Below are 16,816 nucleotides of genomic sequence, written 5' to 3' on the forward strand. Positions count from 1 at the left end.
CTAGAATTTCCATTCAAGGCTATTGAAAGAGCATCATATTATTATGTAGTAGAGGTTGATTGTGCTTGCTTGGCTAATAAATCGAAAAAGGCTTCTTGCGGCATAGGTCTATAAAAGTGATAACCTTGCACTGCTTGAATGTCTTGTTGCTTAATAAACTCCAACTCTTCTTGGGTCTCTACCCCTTCGGCTACAATCGATAAGTCTAACGCACGGCTCATGCTAACAATCGCCTCAATCAGTGCTTTATGACGCGAACCGGAAGTGATTTTTTGAATAAATGATTTATCAATTTTTATTTGATCGACTGGAAAATTAACCAAATATGATAATGAAGAATAACCAGTACCAAAGTCATCTACCGATATTTTCATGCCACGATGTCTCAGCTCAGTCAGTAACAGATTAATCGACTTTTGTTGCTTCATCATTAACGATTCTGTTATTTCAAGCGTGATCAACGAATAAGGAAAATCATCCAGACCAAATTGTTTTTGTATTGCATCAAAATACGCTAAAAAGCGTTGCTGTAAATCTGCGGTCCAAAATTCAATAGTCGATACATTAATGGATAACGGAATGGCGAGCTGACGTTGTTGTAATGCCAATATACTGGTTAATGCTTGGGTTCTGACCCATTCACCAATTTGAACAATCAATCCAGACTCTTCGGCGATTGGAATAAATTCGTCTGGCGAAATAAATTTTCCATCATGTATCCAACGCAATAACACTTCAGCTTTAATGATTTGGCTGGTAAATGGATTCACTATCGGCTGATAATATAATTCAAATTCATGTTGAGCTAATGCCGTTTTTAAATATAAATGAAGCTCAGCATTTCGCTCTGCATCTTTTTGAATTTGTTGATTAAAAAATTGTAAACAATTTCGACCACGTGCTTTTGCGTTGTACATAGCTTGAGTGGCACAATTTAATATTTGTTCAACATTATCAGCATCATAAGGATAACGAGCAAGACCAGTGCTCATTGACAACATCATATCTTGATCGCCTACAATAAAATGCTTTTTAAGCTCATCGGTTAAGTTGTTAAACATACTTATCAATGACTCAGTAGACATTTTTCCCGGCAACACTAAAGCAAACTCATCAGCTGCAATACGGGCAATGAGAACATTCTCAGGAATTGCGTTCAATAAGCGCTGTGCCACTAATTTTAAAACGACATCACCGTTATCGTGGCCAAGAGTGTCATTAATTTGTTTAAAATGGTCGATGTCCATCAACATCAAACTGAATTCTTGCTTGTTCCCATCGACACTATCATTTGAGCTCTTCATTGCTTGAAGGCTTTCAAACAAGTATTTTCGGTTAGACAATCCAGTCAGTTGATCGTAGTTGGTTTGAAAATTAATGATTTTCTCAGCATTTTTACGTGCAGAAATGTCAGTAATCAACCATGCAAAACAATTTTGTTGTGTAAAGGTATCTCGAATAACCGTGACATTAAGGGCTATATCAATAATATCATTATCATTCCTAAGGCCTTTTAACTCGCCTTCCCAAGCGTGCCCTCTGCTTAAATGGTCAAATAAATCTGCCACCATCTCCGGCGGAGAGTGGCTTAAAAAACGATGAACATCAAATAATTTAAGGTTGGCATAATAGGTAGACGTTAGCGATTTAAAAATTGGATTCGCTGATAAAACACAGTTATCTTCGTTGGTTATCACTAAAGAAATAGGCAAACTATTAAATATTTTGCTACTTAGCCGTTGAATATGCATTCCACGACTACGTTCAATGGCTAAACTGGCCAAACGTGCCGCTTCTTGTATTAGGTATAAATCTTGCTCTGAAGGTGACTTAACCGTGTCATAGTACATAGCAAACGTACCTAATACTTTTTGGTTACTGTCTTTTATGGGCTCCGACCAACACGACTTTAGTCCTGCTTTAAGTGGTAATTCTTTATATTTTTCCCAGTTAGGATGATTTTCAATATCTTCAACAATCATTCTTTCACAAGTATAAGCTGCTGCACCGCAAGAACCTGCATTAATGCCAATTTCTATGCCATTAATAGCATTATTATACTCTTCAGGAAGATTAGGAGCTGCACCCGATAATAACCGTTTACCGTCATCGCTCAATAACAGTACAGATGCTCGAGTACCTATCTTTTGTGCTTCAATTAACAGCACTAAAGCATGAAGCATTTCGCCTAATGGCAGGCCCTGTAATACCATATCAAGTATTGTACTGTAGCGTTCAATACTTGATTCACGAAAATCATGTTGGTCAGTATCTTCTATGAATTTATTGATATGCGGTCCTGTATCCATAACGCTCCATCATCACGGTAATTGATTAAAAATACATTTTTCTAATATAGACATAAGATTATGCATTTGTGAGAACTTTATCAACGTATTAACGTAAATTTAATAAACAAACTACATTTATGGTCAACAATTAGCCACAAAAAAACAGTGCAAGCCATTTGCACTGTTTTTTGTTATATCCTATCAATATTTCAACACTAAAAAACTACTAATTATGAATATCTATTCAGATATACGTTCCATTTTAGCTAAGTAAAAACCATCAAAGCCACGTTCTGATACTAAGATATTTTCATCTTCAATAAGAGTGAATTGCGGGTTTTCAGCAAGAAATGCATCGATTTGATGACGATTCTCTTCTGGCATAATCGAGCAAGTAGCGTAGATTAACTTGCCGCCGACTTTGACCATGCGACTATAGCTTTGTAAAATATGTTTTTGCAGTTCAATCAACACTGGCAAACGCTCTGGCGTATCACGCCATTTAGAATCAGGATTTCGCTTTAACACGCCAAGTCCCGAACACGGCACATCTAATAACACCCTATCTGCAGTTAACTTTAAACGCTTAATGGTTTTCGAGCTGGCAATAATCCGAGTTTCAACGTTATGAGCACCTGCTCGTTTTGCACGCGTTTTAAGGTTATCGAGTTTCCATTGCTCAACATCCATAGCAAGCAAACGACCTTTACCCTGCATTTGTGCCGCGATATGAAGGGTCTTTCCGCCTGCGCCCGCACACGCATCAACAACTCGCATACCCGGTTTGGCATCAACAGCATTGGCAACTAACTGCGAACCAGCATCTTGTTGCTCAAACCAGCCATCTTTAAATGCCTCGGTTCGAAACAGTGCAGAGTCTGATGTTACTTCAACTGCAGAAGCAACATCATCTAAAGGCACTGCCGTCACGCCTTCATTTTGCAGACGAGAAATTAGCTTTTCACGGTCACATTTAAGCTCATTAACGCGTAAATAACGTTTTGGTTGCTCAGCAAGAGCTGCACGTTCAGCTGGCCATTTATCACCTAACTGTGCCTGACCTAACGTTTCTAACCATAGTGGACAGCCATCCCACAACACAGGATCTGCTTTTGCCTGTTCGAGATTAGCGTTAAATGCCGCTTGGTCAACTTGCAATGAATACTGCATTTTAGGTAACTCTAAGCCGTGAAAAATATGCCAGCCATTGAGTAGTTGTGATCCTAAACGATCGAATTCTTCCGGTTTAATATCAACCAGAAAACAATATAAATTTAAACGACGTAAAATATCGCCAGCGACTTGCGTGATCCGCGCTTGCTCTGATGGGTTAAGCGTTAAACCAGAAAAATGCTCTGAATAAGCTCTATCTAATGGTTTTCCTCGGGTTAACACCATTGTGAGTACATTTAAGACTAACTCTGATGAACTGCCTGACAGCGGATAAGTCAACATGGGGGCTCTCTATCTAATATTACGTTCAATTTAAAAACGTGCTGATCATAGGGATTAACGCTGTTGATAGCAAGGCCATATCAGCCTTTACTCCTCACTTTGGCAGCATAAAAGAGTCAATCATTCTATGTTTATAGATTTTATGTTAATGACCTTTTGTAACAGCAACCAACCTTAATAAGTTGAAGCCAACCCTTGTCCTTTCACATCTGCGTGATGTTATGTTCATTAATGCAAAACATAAAAAAAGCGGCCCGAAAGCCGCTGATGATTTAGTGCAATGTATCAGTAATCAAAACCAGCTTACATTCTTGAGCCTTTAGCGCCATAGAATAAAATAAACGCATAACACACAACGGGTAAAATAAACGCCACTTGCAAGCCCATATTATCAGCCATAACACCCTGTAATAATGGTAGAATTGCACCGCCCACTATGGCTAAACATAATATGCCACTACCTTGTGAGGTATGTGGACCTAAATCTCGCAATGCTAAGCTAAAGATAGTTGGGAACATAATCGAATTAAACAATCCAACTGCCAAGATTGACCACATGGCCACTGCGCCGGTGCTGTTCATTGCCACTAGCACCAATGCTGCAGCGACAAAAGCGTTAAACGCTAACATGGTACCTGCTGGGATTTTTTGCATAATCGCAGAACCGACAAAACGGCCTATCATCGCCCCGCCCCAATAGTAGGTAATATATTTAGCGGCTTCTGCTTCTTGTAAACCGGCAACGTGTTCTTCGCCTAAAAAGTTAACTAAAAAACTACCAATAGACACTTCAGCGCCAACATAGACAAAAATACCCACAGCACCCAACACCAAATGCATGCTTTGTAAGGCGCTTGTTTTGCCATTATGCGTTATCACGCCGGTAGCAGAATCATCACTGTGTTCAGCGATGGTAGGTAAATTGAGTTTGGAAAAAATTAATGCAAGTAATCCTAACATTGCAGCCAGGATAAGGTATGGAAGCTTAACCACTTCAGCTTCTGATTGCGCTTGGCTTAAGCCATCTATTGCGCCAGATGCAACAGACAATATCAACACAGCACCAAAGAAAGGAGCAACCGTCGTCCCTAATGCATTAAATGCTTGGGTTAGGTTTAAACGACTTGATGCGGTTTCAACGCTGCCCAACGCATTGACATAAGGGTTTGCCGCCACTTGTAAAATGGTTATCCCAGACGCTAGTACAAACAGTGCACCTAGAAATAATCCGTATGTTGCAAACTCAGCAGCAGGGTAAAATAATAAACACCCGATACAAGCAATAACAAGCCCTGTTACGATGCCTTTTTGATAACCTAATTTTTTGACTAACTTACCCGCTGGCAATGAGACTAAAAAGTATGCCCCAAAGAAACAAAATTGGATCAACATCGCTTCGGTGTAATTAAGCGAGAACACCGCTTTTAAATGTGGAATGAGAATATCATTTAAACAGGTAATAAACCCCCACATGAAAAACAGTGAAGTTAATGACACTAGTGCAAAGCGATAACTACCGCTGCCTCCGGTCACTGTTGTTTGTTGAGTACTTTGCATTGATGAAGCCATAGTGTGGTCTCTTCTTGTTAATTATTATTATGTCGCTGTTTTATAAAATTATAATGACGGCCGTATAGCATTTGAAGTTTGATACATTAATTTTTATATTGTCTCTCTACCGAATACTAATAGATCAAAAAAGCTGAAATACTGTCGTATTTCAGCTTAGTCACTCTACTTAGCAAGCAAGCCATAAAAACTGGCATAACTTGGTAATACGATAGTCGCAGGATACTGTTTATCTTGCATGCCGCTGAGTAACCCATGGCCCTCTAAGGTCGAAGATAAACGTAACTCTTTTAAGTCAAAGGTTTGTTGCATTGCTGACAAGTTAAACAGAACTAGCATCCGTTGTTGATCTTGACTGCGGATGAACGCTAATACATCAGGATGTCTATCAATAAACTGAATATCACCTTCAATCAGGATATGTTGCTGTTTACGCCACTGTAGAAAATGACGATAACTGTTCAGTATTGAATCTTGATCTGCTTCTTGTACATCTACGGCACTATTATTGTGTAACGGATCTATTGGTAGCCAAGGTGTTGCCTCACTAAAACCTGCATTAGGCGCCTCTTTTACCCAAGGCATTGGCGTGCGACATCCATCACGGCCTTTAAACATCGGCCAAAATGCTATACCGAAGGGGTCTTGTAATTGATGAAACTCAATCGGTGCTTCCGTTAAGCCTAATTCTTCACCCTGATAACTACACACACTGCCGCGTAATGAAAACAACATCGCATTGAGCATTTTCACCATCGTTGGGTTAACACTATCTTTACCCCAACGTGATGCAACCCGCTTAACATCATGATTGCCGATAGCCCAACATGGCCAACCATCACCAATACTGGCTTCCAGTTCTTCAACGGTTTGACGAATATAAGCCGCGCTAAAATCATCGGTTAATAACTCAAAACTGTATGCCATGTGTAAACGGTCATCGCCTTGAGTGTATTCTGCCATCGTGGCAAGTGAATCTTCAGATGACACTTCACCTAAAGTCACTGCGCCAGGGTAACGATTAATTAATGCGCGTAACTCTTCAATAAAACCCACTGTTTGTGGGCGAGTATTATTGTAGTAATGGTATTGATAAGCATACGGGTTATCTTCACTGAAGCCACGGCCTTGACGCTTATCTTTTGGTTTAGCGGGGTTATCGCGTAATTGTTCATCGTGATAACAAAATGTGATCGCATCTAGACGGAAACCATCTACGCCTTTTTTAAGCCAAAACTCAACATTATCCAGCACAGCTTGACGAACCTGCGGACAATGGAAATTCAAATCTGGCTGACTTTTAAGAAAATTATGCAAATAGTATTGCTGACGGCGAGGTTCCCATTCCCATGCACAGCCACCAAAAATAGCGAGCCAATTGTTAGGCGCACTGCCATCATCTTTTGGATCGGCCCACACATACCAGTCTGCTTTATCGTTATCACGGCTTTGACGACTTTGCTCGAACCAATCATGCTGATCTGAGGTGTGACTGAGTACTTGGTCTATCACCACTTTTATATTTAATTGATGGGCTTTCTTAATAAGTTGAGCAAAGTCGGCCATGGTGCCAAACAGTGGGTCTATTTCAAGATAATCACTAATGTCGTAACCAAAGTCTTTCATGGGTGATTTGAAGAATGGCGAAATCCAAATTGCATCCACGTTCAGGCTGGCAATATAACCCAGTTTAGCAATGATGCCCTGTAAGTCACCGACACCGTCACCATTAGAATCCATTAAACTGCGAGGATAGATTTGATATATCACTCCACCGCGCCACCAGGTTACCTGATCCATTGCTTCCCCTTAGAATTAAGCTAACCCAAAAAATAAACCTATGAGTTACCTTTATGTTGCGGCTGGGTAACAGCTCGCTGTTGTTTTTCATTACCCCGAGGATACGTGAATAAGGAAATCAGGTTCAATACACCTGCATACGTATGCAAAGAAATAATTGACTTAACGCACATGTTAAAACTAACAAAAAACACATAAATACAATAACCTAACTAGTATAAACAGTATCTTTTAGTTGTTTCGTAATTGTAAAATTCAGCCACTAAACAGCCACTAATAACGTTGAATACGTATGCATAATATTGTCGGCAAAACTGTACTGGGAGTAGTATCGTCACTGTTGCGCAACAATTTGGTCATAACTTCAGCACTTATGCAGTCACTTATAAAGTTAATTAAGCATGCTGAGGAAAAAACACAATAAAGACTGTAACCAAAATTCAAAAGGACACTAACACTCGACCTGGACTTCAAGTTGTTAAGTATCCACAAAAGGGGAAAGATGAATGTTGCTATTTAAACCGAGCTTACTTACGCTGGCGTTAGTTGCTGCAGGTGCAAGCATGAGTGCTTACGCTGCTGATGACGTTAAAACTACAGTAACCGCAGACGAAAATATTGAAGTGGTAAAAGTCACTGGTATCCGACGCAGTTTACAAGAATCACAATCACTAAAAATGTCTTCGTCATCCATTGTTGAAGCTATTTCTGCCGAAGATATTGGTAAATTACCTGATGTCAGTATTGCAGAATCACTTGCACGCTTGCCTGGCGTATCAGCACAACGTTTAGATGGACGTGCTAACGTTATCTCTATTCGTGGTTTAGGCCCAGATTTCACTACCGCAACATTAAACGGTCGCGAACAAGCCTCGGTTAACGATAACCGTGGTGTTGAGTTTGACCAATACCCTTCTGAATTATTAAATCGTGTTGTGGTGTATAAAACACCGGATGCCTCTGTGATGGCGCAAGCTATTGGCGGCACGGTAGACATGCAAACTATTAGCCCATTAACCCATGGCGAACAAACTATTGCGATGTCGCTTCGAGGCGAAATGAACGACTTAGGTTCACTTAACAGTGGTTCAAGTGACACCGGTTATCGTGGCAGCATTTCATACATCGACCAGTTTGCCGACGACACTATTGGTATTGCTTTAGGTTATGCCCGCATGATGTCACCAAACCAAGAAGAACGCTGGCAGGCATGGGGTTACCCAGAAAATGATGCCGGTGACAGTGTTTTAGGTGGCGCAAAACCATTTGTTCGTTCAAGCGAATTAGAACGCGATGGTGTATTAGCGGTATTTGAATACGCACCTAATGACCAATTCACTTCAGTTGTTGATGTGTATTACACCAAATTTACTGATGACCAACGTTTACGTGGTATCGAAATTCCTGCGGCTTGGGGGACTAACGGTGGTGTAACAGCAACTACAACAGAAAATGGTTTAGTGACTGAAGGTACCATTAATGGCGCCGAAGTCGTCATCCGTAACGATGTAAACAAGCGTGATGCTGAATCACTGTCAATTGGTTGGAACAACAAGTTCACCATTAATGACAATTGGCGCGTTGAAGCTGATATCGCTTTATCAAGAGTTGACCGCACCGACATTGGTATGGAAAGCTATACTGGAACAGGTCGTGGCACTGGTGTTGGCGCAGTTGATGACTTAGGATTTGCTTACAACGGTAACGGTGGTTACAACTTTACCCATGACCTTAACTATGCAGACCCTAATATCATCAAATTAGGTGACCCACTCGGTTGGGGCAGCCCGCTAGGTGACAATACTCAAGACGGTTTTATCAACAAGCCAGAAATTAAAGATGAGTTAAACTCATTCCGTTTAAGCGCAGAATATGTGTTTGATGACGGTGCAGTTCGCAGTGTTGAGTTTGGTGTTAACCGCACTAACCGTGATAAGAGCAAGCTTGATAAAGGTTATTACCTGACGTTAGCGGGTTATGACGGTACAGATAACTACTTAGAATCGGTACCTGATCAATACTTGTTATCTCCTACTTCACTCGACTTTTTCGGTATGGGTGATGTACTAAGTTACGACTCGTTAGCATTTTATAACGATGGTGGTTATACCGAAACTGACGTTGCAGATGTTGATTTATCACGAGCGACCAACTCTTGGGACGTTTCAGAAGAAGTGTCAACTGTTTTTGTTAAGGCCAATTTAGAATCTGAACTATTTGGATTTCCACTAACCGGTAACGTTGGCATACAGGCCGTTCATACAGATCAAAGCTCAAATGGCACTGTCGCGACAGTTGAAGATGAAGCCGTTGTATTGACACCTCGCACAGCCGGTGACACCTACCTTGAATGGCTACCAAGCATGAACTTAGGTTTTGAAGTTGCCGATGGTCAAATGGTTCGTTTAGCTGCGGCGCGGACTCTAACCCGCGCTCGTATGGACAAAATGAATGCTAACGTAAACTTTAGCTACAACGAAAACCCAACTGACGGCGTAAACTGGTCCGGTGGTGCGGGTAATCCTGAACTACGTCCATGGTTAGCGCGTCAGTACGACATTAGCTATGAAAACTACTTTAGTGACCAAGGTTATTTCTCATTAGCAGTATTCTATAAAGACTTAGAAAACTACGTATATGACCAGCAAGCACCTTTTAACTTTGGAGAGTTGTTTCCAGAGCGTGAAGGTAATCCAATTGGTTTAGCCTCACAACCACAAAATGGTGAAGGTGGATATGTACAAGGTATAGAAGCGTCTTTGTCTCTGGACTTTGGCATGTTTGCAGACCAACTAGAAGGTTTTGGTACTATTTTAAGTGGTTCGTACAACGACAGTGAAGTAAAAGAAACACCAGATAGCGATCCAACCACGTTACCAGGTTTATCTGAAAAAACCTTCAATGCCACTGTTTACTATGAAAATGCTGGCTTCGAAGCACGTATTAGCTCACGTTACCGTAGTGACTTCTTAGGTGAAGTCACCGCAATCAGTTTGACTCGTGTCAACGTAAACGTAAAAGCTGAAACAGTTGTTGATGCGCAAATTGGTTATGACTTTACCGAAAGCGGTATCGATGCTCTTTACGGCTTATCGGTTCAGTTCCAAGTAAACAACTTAACCAATGAGCCATTTACATCGTACACAGGTGAAGATGCACGTCACGTGCGTGATTATCAAAACTACGGTCGTAACTTTATGTTAGGCGCAAACTACAAGTTCTAATGGGCTTATAGAATGTACTAAACCGACAAAAAAGCCTCTGTAACCTATTACAGGGGCTTTTTTATTTTATCGGATTCAGTAAAAATAAATCAAAAATAGTTAAAAAGGCGATAACAATGGATCAAACAATAATAAAAAACATTGTCATTGTAGGTGGCGGAACGTCGGGCTGGATGACCGCAGCCATGTTAGCCAAATTGTTTAAAACACAACTTAATATCACTCTCATTGAATCTGATACCATCGGCACTATAGGTGTGGGTGAAGCCACCATTCCGCCGCTACAGATATTTAACAGCGTATTAGGCATTAGTGAAAGTGACTTTATCAAAGCTACCCAAGCAACCTATAAATTGGGCATCAAGTTTGAAAACTGGCACCAACAAGGCGATGCTTACATGCACGCTTTTGGCAATGTTGGCCGTGACTTAGGCTTTACCTCGTTTCATCATTATTGGCTCAGCGCTCAAGCTAATTGTAGCCAACAAAATCAAAGTTCATTTAACGCGAATGACTTTTGGCAATACTCGCTTAATTATCAGGCCGCTAAACATAATAAATTCCAACCTATTCAAAGTATTGCTCAAGCGCAGATGAGTGGTATCACCCATGCCTATCATTTTGATGCCAGCTTATACGCCAACTTGCTACGCCAATACAGCATACAACGTGGCGTAACTCGAATAGAAGGCACTATAACCAGCACTCAACTCACAAATGATGGCTCGATAGACAGTGTCACCTTTCAAAATGGTCGCTGTATTAGTGGTGACTTATTTATTGATTGTTCCGGTTTTTCTGCTTTATTAATTGAAAAAGCATTAGGGGTAGAATACCAAAACTGGCAGCATTGGCTCCCCTGTGACAGCGCATATGCCGTGCCATGTGAAAGCACATCTCCTCTCACGCCTTACACTAAAGCAACCGCCCATGATGCTGGTTGGCAGTGGCGTATTCCACTGCAACATCGCACTGGCAATGGCATTGTGTATAGCAGTAAACATATGAGCGACGAGCAAGCTAAGCAGCATTTATTAGCCAACCTAGACGGAAAACCGCTAGCCGAGCCACGTAAAATCACCTTCACCACAGGCAGGCGCGTCAAGCAATGGCATAAAAACTGTGTTGCTATTGGGTTATCGAGCGGATTTTTAGAACCGTTAGAGTCCACCAGCTTACATTTAGTCCAATCGGCGATAATTCGTTTAACCAAATTATTTCCCCGAAACGGCATTCAAGCACAGCACATTGATGAGTTTAATCGCCAATCACAAACTGAGTTTGAACAAATTCGCGACTTTATTATTTTGCACTATCATCTTAATGCTAAACAATCAGCAGGCGGTGAACACGGTTTATGGCAGCAATGTCGCGATATGGACATTCCCGCAAGCTTGCAACGTAAAATAGATTTATTTAGCACCACTGCAACGGTTTTTCGGCATCAAGATGAACTCTTTACCGAAGCGGCCTGGATCCAGGTCATGTTAGGGCAAGGCATTATTCCTTTAGATTATCATCCACTTACCCAAGCTGTCAGCCAAGTCGATTTAACCGACTATTTAAGCAATATCCGTAAGGTCATTGCCACCACGGTTAACCAAATGCCGACCCATGAAGCCTATATAAAAAAATGTTAAGCGATTAATTCTAAATAATAATGAGTGAACAGAATAAAAATAAATTACATAAAACAGGACCAGTAATCATGTCATCACATTACTCATACCCAACGCCACTAGGCCAACACCGCATCAGCAAGCTCTCATCACGTTTATTATTGGGCTGTGCCCTCAGTGTCAGCGCCATGTCGGTGAATGCCGCACTTAACGTCGAGCCCATGTCATGGTGGGCGGGTATGCAACAACCTACGTTACAAATTTTGATTGCTGGCGATAACATTCGCGACACCCAAGTGAAATTAATCAAGGCTGAAGGTGTCACACTCAACAGCGTAGATAAAACTGACAGTAACGACCATTTATTCGTTAATTTGGACTTAAGCCAAGCTAAACCACAACAACTTACTTTGGGTCTATATAAAGACGACCAATTAGTTGATCAATTTGATTATGAGCTGCAAACCCGTCAAAAAGGTTCACGCGATCGCCAAGGGTTTAGTAATAAAGATGTGATTTACTTAATCACTCCAGATCGTTTTGCTAACGGTAATCCCGACAATGATAACCACCCAGACATGCTTGAAAAAGCTGACCGTAGTTTTGACGGTGGTCGCCATGGTGGTGATATTATGGGGATCCGCAAAGCTCTGCCCTACTTGCATAATTTAGGCGTGACTCAGTTGTGGATTAATCCTTTGCTTGAAAATAACCAACAAAAATATTCTTATCACGGCTATTCCACTACTGATTTTTATAAAATAGATCCTCGCTTTGGTAGCAATCAAGAATACCAAGCCTTGGTAGAAGAAGCGCAAACCTTTGGCATTGGCATCATCCAAGATGTGGTTGTTAATCACATGGGCTCCGGTCATAAGTGGATGAGCAGTATGCCGAGCAACACTTGGATTAATGGCCAATCACGTTGGCTAAAAGATCCAACCGATGTCAGTTACTCAAGCCATAGACGCACCACCGTACAAGATCCTTACTCTGTGAATGCAGACACGGTAGATTTTAGCGATGGATGGTTTGACGTCACTATGCCAGATCTCAATCAACGCGATCCGCACATGGCAACATACTTAATTCAAAATAGTATTTGGTGGGTTGAATACGCGGGGCTGAGCGGTATTCGCGAAGACACCTACTCTTATGCTGACAAAGATTTTCTAACAGCATGGTCAAAAGCCATTATGGATGAATACCCGCATTTTAATATTGTTGGTGAAGAATGGAGTAGTAACCCAGTGACGGTAAGTTACTGGCAAGCTGGAAAGAAAAATGCAGATGGTTATCAATCTTTTGCACCTAGCATGATGGATTTTCCGCTGTATGACACTCTTATAGCAAGCTTAACTAAAGAGGAAAATTGGGGCGCTGGATTTATCGATCTTTACCAAATGTTGGCTAACGACGTGGTGTATGCCAACCCAAGCCAGTTAGTGTTATTTGAAGGTAATCACGACACTAACCGTATTTACAGTTTACTGAAAAACGACATTGAACTGTACAAAATGGCCATGGCTTATGTACTGACCAGCAATCGTATTCCACAAATATTTTACGGCTCAGAAATAGTCATGCAAAGTCCTACAGAAGACCGTAACGACGGAGCTGTACGCGCAGACTTCCCAGGTGGCTGGCCGCAAGACAGTGTCAATGTATTTACAGGTAAAGGTTTGAATGCACAACAAACCGAAGCACTTACCTTCGTACGTACATTATTAAATTACCGTAAAAATTCATTAGCGATTCAACAGGGTAAATTACAGCACTTTGTGCCAAAAGACGGTGTTTATGTTCAAAGTCGTCATCAAGGCGATGAAACGTTACTGATCATTTACAATAAAAACAGCCAAGCCATTGAGCTTGATTTACAACGCTTTAAACCGGCTATTAATGACAACACTGCTGGCGTTGATATTATCAGTAAACAATCGTACTCATTATCTAAACCGCTTACGTTATCAAATAAAGGTGTCACGATTCTTAAACTGAACCGTTGATTTTTATCACTGATATTTTGATCCATTATTTGAAATTAAGAAGTGGTTTTATGTTCTTCAATAGAACCACTCCCATAAAAATAATAAAAGAGAGACTCATGGGCCCCATCACTAAACCGTTAGCAAGCCAACTTCACCAACCTTCATCAACCTCTAAGGCATTGGTACTAGCCTGTATGCTGGGGTTAGGATTAAGCGCTTGCCAACCCAATACCATTGAACAAACTGATACTACTGTAAAAAACGATAACTATAACGAAAACGTATCAGTTACTCAAACAGATCAAACTGCAATAACAGGCAAACCGGTGGTATATCAAGTATTCACTCGCCTGTATGGCAACACCAATACCACCAATAAAGCTTGGGGAACGATTGCCGAAAATGGCGTAGGCAAATTCAGTGATTTTACCGATGTGGCATTACAAGATATTAAATCCTTAGGCACCACTCACGTTTGGTATACCGGCGTACCGCATCATGCGTTGGTCAATGACTATACAAATTACGGAATTGGCAATGATGATCCTGATGTCGTCAAAGGCCGTGCAGGTTCACCTTATGCGGTAAAAGATTATTACAACGTTAATCCAGATTTGGCTAATAATCCGGCTAACCGCTTGGCAGAATTCGAAGCCTTAATCGGCCGAACCCATGCCAATGATATGCAGGTGATTATCGATATCGTACCTAATCATGTCGCGCGCAATTATCACTCTATTTCAGCCCCCAAAGGCGAGCTAGACTTTGGTGCTAACGACGATAAAACTAACACCTATAGTAGACACAACAATTTCTATTATGTGGTCGGTGAAGACTTCCAAGTCCCACAAGCGTCGAATGGCTATCAAGCATTAGGCGGTGAAACACATCCCCTCAGTGATGGTATGTTTGCCGAATCACCGGCTAAATGGACAGGCAATGGCTCACGTTTAGCCAAACCGGATGCCAACGATTGGTACGAAACCGTTAAAATAAACTATGGCGTTAAACCTGATGGTAGCCATGACTTCCCAGCCCTGCCTAATGATTATGCTAATAAAACGGCAGCCGAGCATTTAGCCTTTTGGCAAGCACAAGCGGCCGATGATATTCCCGATTCATGGCGTAAGTTTGAGCACATTGCCCAGTATTGGTTAGCCAAAGGCGTAGATGGTTTTCGCTATGACATGGCTGAAATGGTACCAGTTGAATTTTGGAGTTACCTCAATAGTCACATCAAACACACTAATCCAAATGCGTTTATCCTGGCTGAGGTGTATAACCCAGATTTATATCGTGATTATATTCATTTAGGTAAAATGGATTATTTGTACGACAAAGTCGATTTATATGACACCTTAAAAGCCATAATTCACGGTAAGGCCAGTACAGCAGCCATTGCGACAGCTCACGCCAAAGTCAGCGACATCGATCAGCACATGCTGCATTTTTTAGAAAATCACGACGAACAACGCATCAACACGGTCGACTTTGCCAGCAATCCATTTAACGCCTTACCTGCTATGGTGGTATCGACCACGTTAAGTCGCTCACCAACCTTATTGTATTTTGGCCAAGATGTAGGTGAATCAGGCGCTGAAAATGCAGGCTTTGGACAACCGACCCGCACCAGTATTTTTGATTATGTGGGCGTACCAGCTCATCAACGCTGGATGAACAACGGCAAGTTTGATGGCGGACAGTCAACATCTGATGAAAAGACATTACGTGCTTATTATCAAACCTTGTTAAACCTTAGCCATAGTGCAACCGCGCTTCAAGGCGAGTATGTCGAATTAGATACGCTACAGCGCCAGCTCAATACTCAAGGTTACGATGACGAGGTATTTGCTTTTAGCCGTTTTAACAACGAGCAGCAATTGATTATTGTTAGTAATTTTAGCCAACAACACAGCAAAATGTTTACCCTAACATTGCCACACACTTTGATTAACCAATGGCATATCTCCCAAAACACGGCAGTTAAAAACTTACTCAGTACCACTCAGTTAGCTAGACCACTCGTGTTACAAAGCGACAGCAGTGCTACTATTGATGTGCAATTAGCCCCACTGCAATCAGTCGTTATGGCATTACAACGCTAAATCACTAAACAAAAGCCATAAACCAAAAGCAGCGAGTTGAAAGGCTTAATCCAATCACACTGCAAAACCCTCTAGTCATCAGCTAGAGGGTTTTTATTATCGGTATTAATCAGTTTGGACATAGGTACATAAGAGAAAGCCTATATGTGACTATTTTTTAATATTATTGCCTATTTAGTTGTATATTTACTGACTCTTATTTAGCAACTCTATCTTTTAACTCTATGGACATATCAGGATCATTAATTGCTCCAATAATATCTTGCGCCAATTTTGGATTGGTGGCCATGTTGAGTTCAGATTATCAGTCAAATATCCTGACGTTAAATTCAATTTTGATATTCACTGGGACATTTAGCTGAATCAGTAAAATCAGCAATCGAATTTACAAATAAAACTCCAATTCCCTCTATAAGCCAGTGCTCATTTTCAGCAATATATTTTATATTGAAGGATATTGGCATGTTCTCATTATCGAATCCATTAATAGATAAGCACCCGACTTTCTCATTTATTTTTTCAAAGTGTGATTCTTGCTTAAACATGTACTTTTTAAAGAGTAATTGTTCAGTTATTTCAGACTCATTTACGTTCAAATCTTTTATTAAATTTGAACTAAAAAAATCAGATTGCAACTTGTGTAGATTATCAACACTCACAGATTGTTCGTATCGATAATAGCTTGAATATAATGGTCCATTATTCATTTTTACTGCACATGCAGATAAAAATAATACTAAAAACAAAGTAATTGATCTCATA

The 16,816-nt window shown here is 40.8% G+C and carries 9 protein-coding genes; 4 read left to right on the forward strand and 5 right to left on the reverse strand.

The features are described from left to right. Positions 1-41: 41 nt before the first annotated feature. The 4 genes from EGC82_RS12720 to EGC82_RS12735 all read right to left on the reverse strand — a co-directional run bounded on the left by EGC82_RS12720 (position 42) and on the right by EGC82_RS12735 (position 7,115). A complete protein-coding gene (locus EGC82_RS12720) occupies positions 42-2,309 on the reverse strand; it encodes a bifunctional diguanylate cyclase/phosphodiesterase (protein ID WP_124731096.1) in 2,268 nt (755 codons plus the stop codon). Positions 2,310-2,531: 222 nt separating this feature from the next. Then, positions 2,532-3,746, reverse strand: coding sequence for an RsmB/NOP family class I SAM-dependent RNA methyltransferase (locus tag EGC82_RS12725; protein ID WP_124731097.1), 1,215 nt, complete (start codon positions 3,744-3,746; stop codon positions 2,532-2,534). 303 nt (positions 3,747-4,049) lie between these two features. Next, positions 4,050-5,315, reverse strand: coding sequence for a sugar MFS transporter (locus tag EGC82_RS12730; protein ID WP_124731098.1), 1,266 nt, complete (start codon positions 5,313-5,315; stop codon positions 4,050-4,052). A gap of 165 nt (positions 5,316-5,480) precedes the next feature. Continuing rightward, the gene (locus tag EGC82_RS12735) at positions 5,481-7,115 is read right to left on the reverse strand and encodes an alpha-glucosidase family protein (protein WP_124731099.1); all 1,635 of its coding nucleotides are present in this window, start codon (positions 7,113-7,115) and stop codon (positions 5,481-5,483) included. Positions 7,116-7,621: 506 nt separating this feature from the next. On the opposite strand from EGC82_RS12735, the gene EGC82_RS12740 reads away from it, so the two are divergent. From EGC82_RS12740 to EGC82_RS12755, 4 genes are all read left to right on the forward strand, one after another. Continuing rightward, positions 7,622-10,339, forward strand: a complete 2,718-nt coding sequence (locus EGC82_RS12740) for a TonB-dependent receptor (protein WP_124731100.1) — start codon at positions 7,622-7,624, stop codon at positions 10,337-10,339. 116 nt (positions 10,340-10,455) lie between these two features. Then, on the forward strand, positions 10,456-11,979 hold the full coding sequence (locus EGC82_RS12745) for a tryptophan halogenase family protein (protein WP_124731101.1): 1,524 nt from the start codon (positions 10,456-10,458) through the stop codon (positions 11,977-11,979). A 68-nt stretch (positions 11,980-12,047) separates the two neighbouring features. Next, positions 12,048-13,967 (forward strand): glycoside hydrolase family 13 protein, encoded by a 1,920-nt coding sequence (locus EGC82_RS12750; RefSeq protein ID WP_124731102.1) that lies wholly within the window; start codon positions 12,048-12,050, stop codon positions 13,965-13,967. A gap of 98 nt (positions 13,968-14,065) precedes the next feature. After that, complete coding sequence (locus tag EGC82_RS12755) at positions 14,066-16,054, forward strand: alpha-amylase family protein (RefSeq protein ID WP_244212464.1); 1,989 nt, start codon at positions 14,066-14,068, stop codon at positions 16,052-16,054. A 329-nt stretch (positions 16,055-16,383) separates the two neighbouring features. Here EGC82_RS12755 and EGC82_RS12760 read toward each other — a convergent pair whose 3' ends face one another. Further along, positions 16,384-16,815, reverse strand: a complete 432-nt coding sequence (locus EGC82_RS12760) for a hypothetical protein (protein ID WP_124731103.1) — start codon at positions 16,813-16,815, stop codon at positions 16,384-16,386. Position 16,816 lies beyond the last annotated feature (1 nt).

It is taken from the genome of Shewanella livingstonensis (genome assembly GCF_003855395.1).
Taxonomy (GTDB): Bacteria; Pseudomonadota; Gammaproteobacteria; order Enterobacterales; family Shewanellaceae; genus Shewanella; species Shewanella livingstonensis.

What these genes read in the sequence shown, in the direction of transcription:
- EGC82_RS12760 (WP_124731103.1), bottom strand. Translation starts at nt 16,815, where the DNA reads ATGAGATCAATTACTTTGTTTTTAGTATTATTTTTATCTGCATGTGCA.
- EGC82_RS12725 (WP_124731097.1), bottom strand. Translation starts at nt 3,746, where the DNA reads ATGTTGACTTATCCGCTGTCAGGCAGTTCATCAGAGTTAGTCTTAAAT.
- EGC82_RS12755 (WP_244212464.1), top strand. Translation starts at nt 14,066, where the DNA reads ATGGGCCCCATCACTAAACCGTTAGCAAGCCAACTTCACCAACCTTCA.
- EGC82_RS12750 (WP_124731102.1), top strand. Translation starts at nt 12,048, where the DNA reads ATGTCATCACATTACTCATACCCAACGCCACTAGGCCAACACCGCATC.
- EGC82_RS12745 (WP_124731101.1), top strand. Translation starts at nt 10,456, where the DNA reads ATGGATCAAACAATAATAAAAAACATTGTCATTGTAGGTGGCGGAACG.
- EGC82_RS12730 (WP_124731098.1), bottom strand. Translation starts at nt 5,315, where the DNA reads ATGGCTTCATCAATGCAAAGTACTCAACAAACAACAGTGACCGGAGGC.
- EGC82_RS12720 (WP_124731096.1), bottom strand. Translation starts at nt 2,309, where the DNA reads ATGGATACAGGACCGCATATCAATAAATTCATAGAAGATACTGACCAA.
- EGC82_RS12735 (WP_124731099.1), bottom strand. Translation starts at nt 7,115, where the DNA reads ATGGATCAGGTAACCTGGTGGCGCGGTGGAGTGATATATCAAATCTAT.
- EGC82_RS12740 (WP_124731100.1), top strand. Translation starts at nt 7,622, where the DNA reads ATGTTGCTATTTAAACCGAGCTTACTTACGCTGGCGTTAGTTGCTGCA.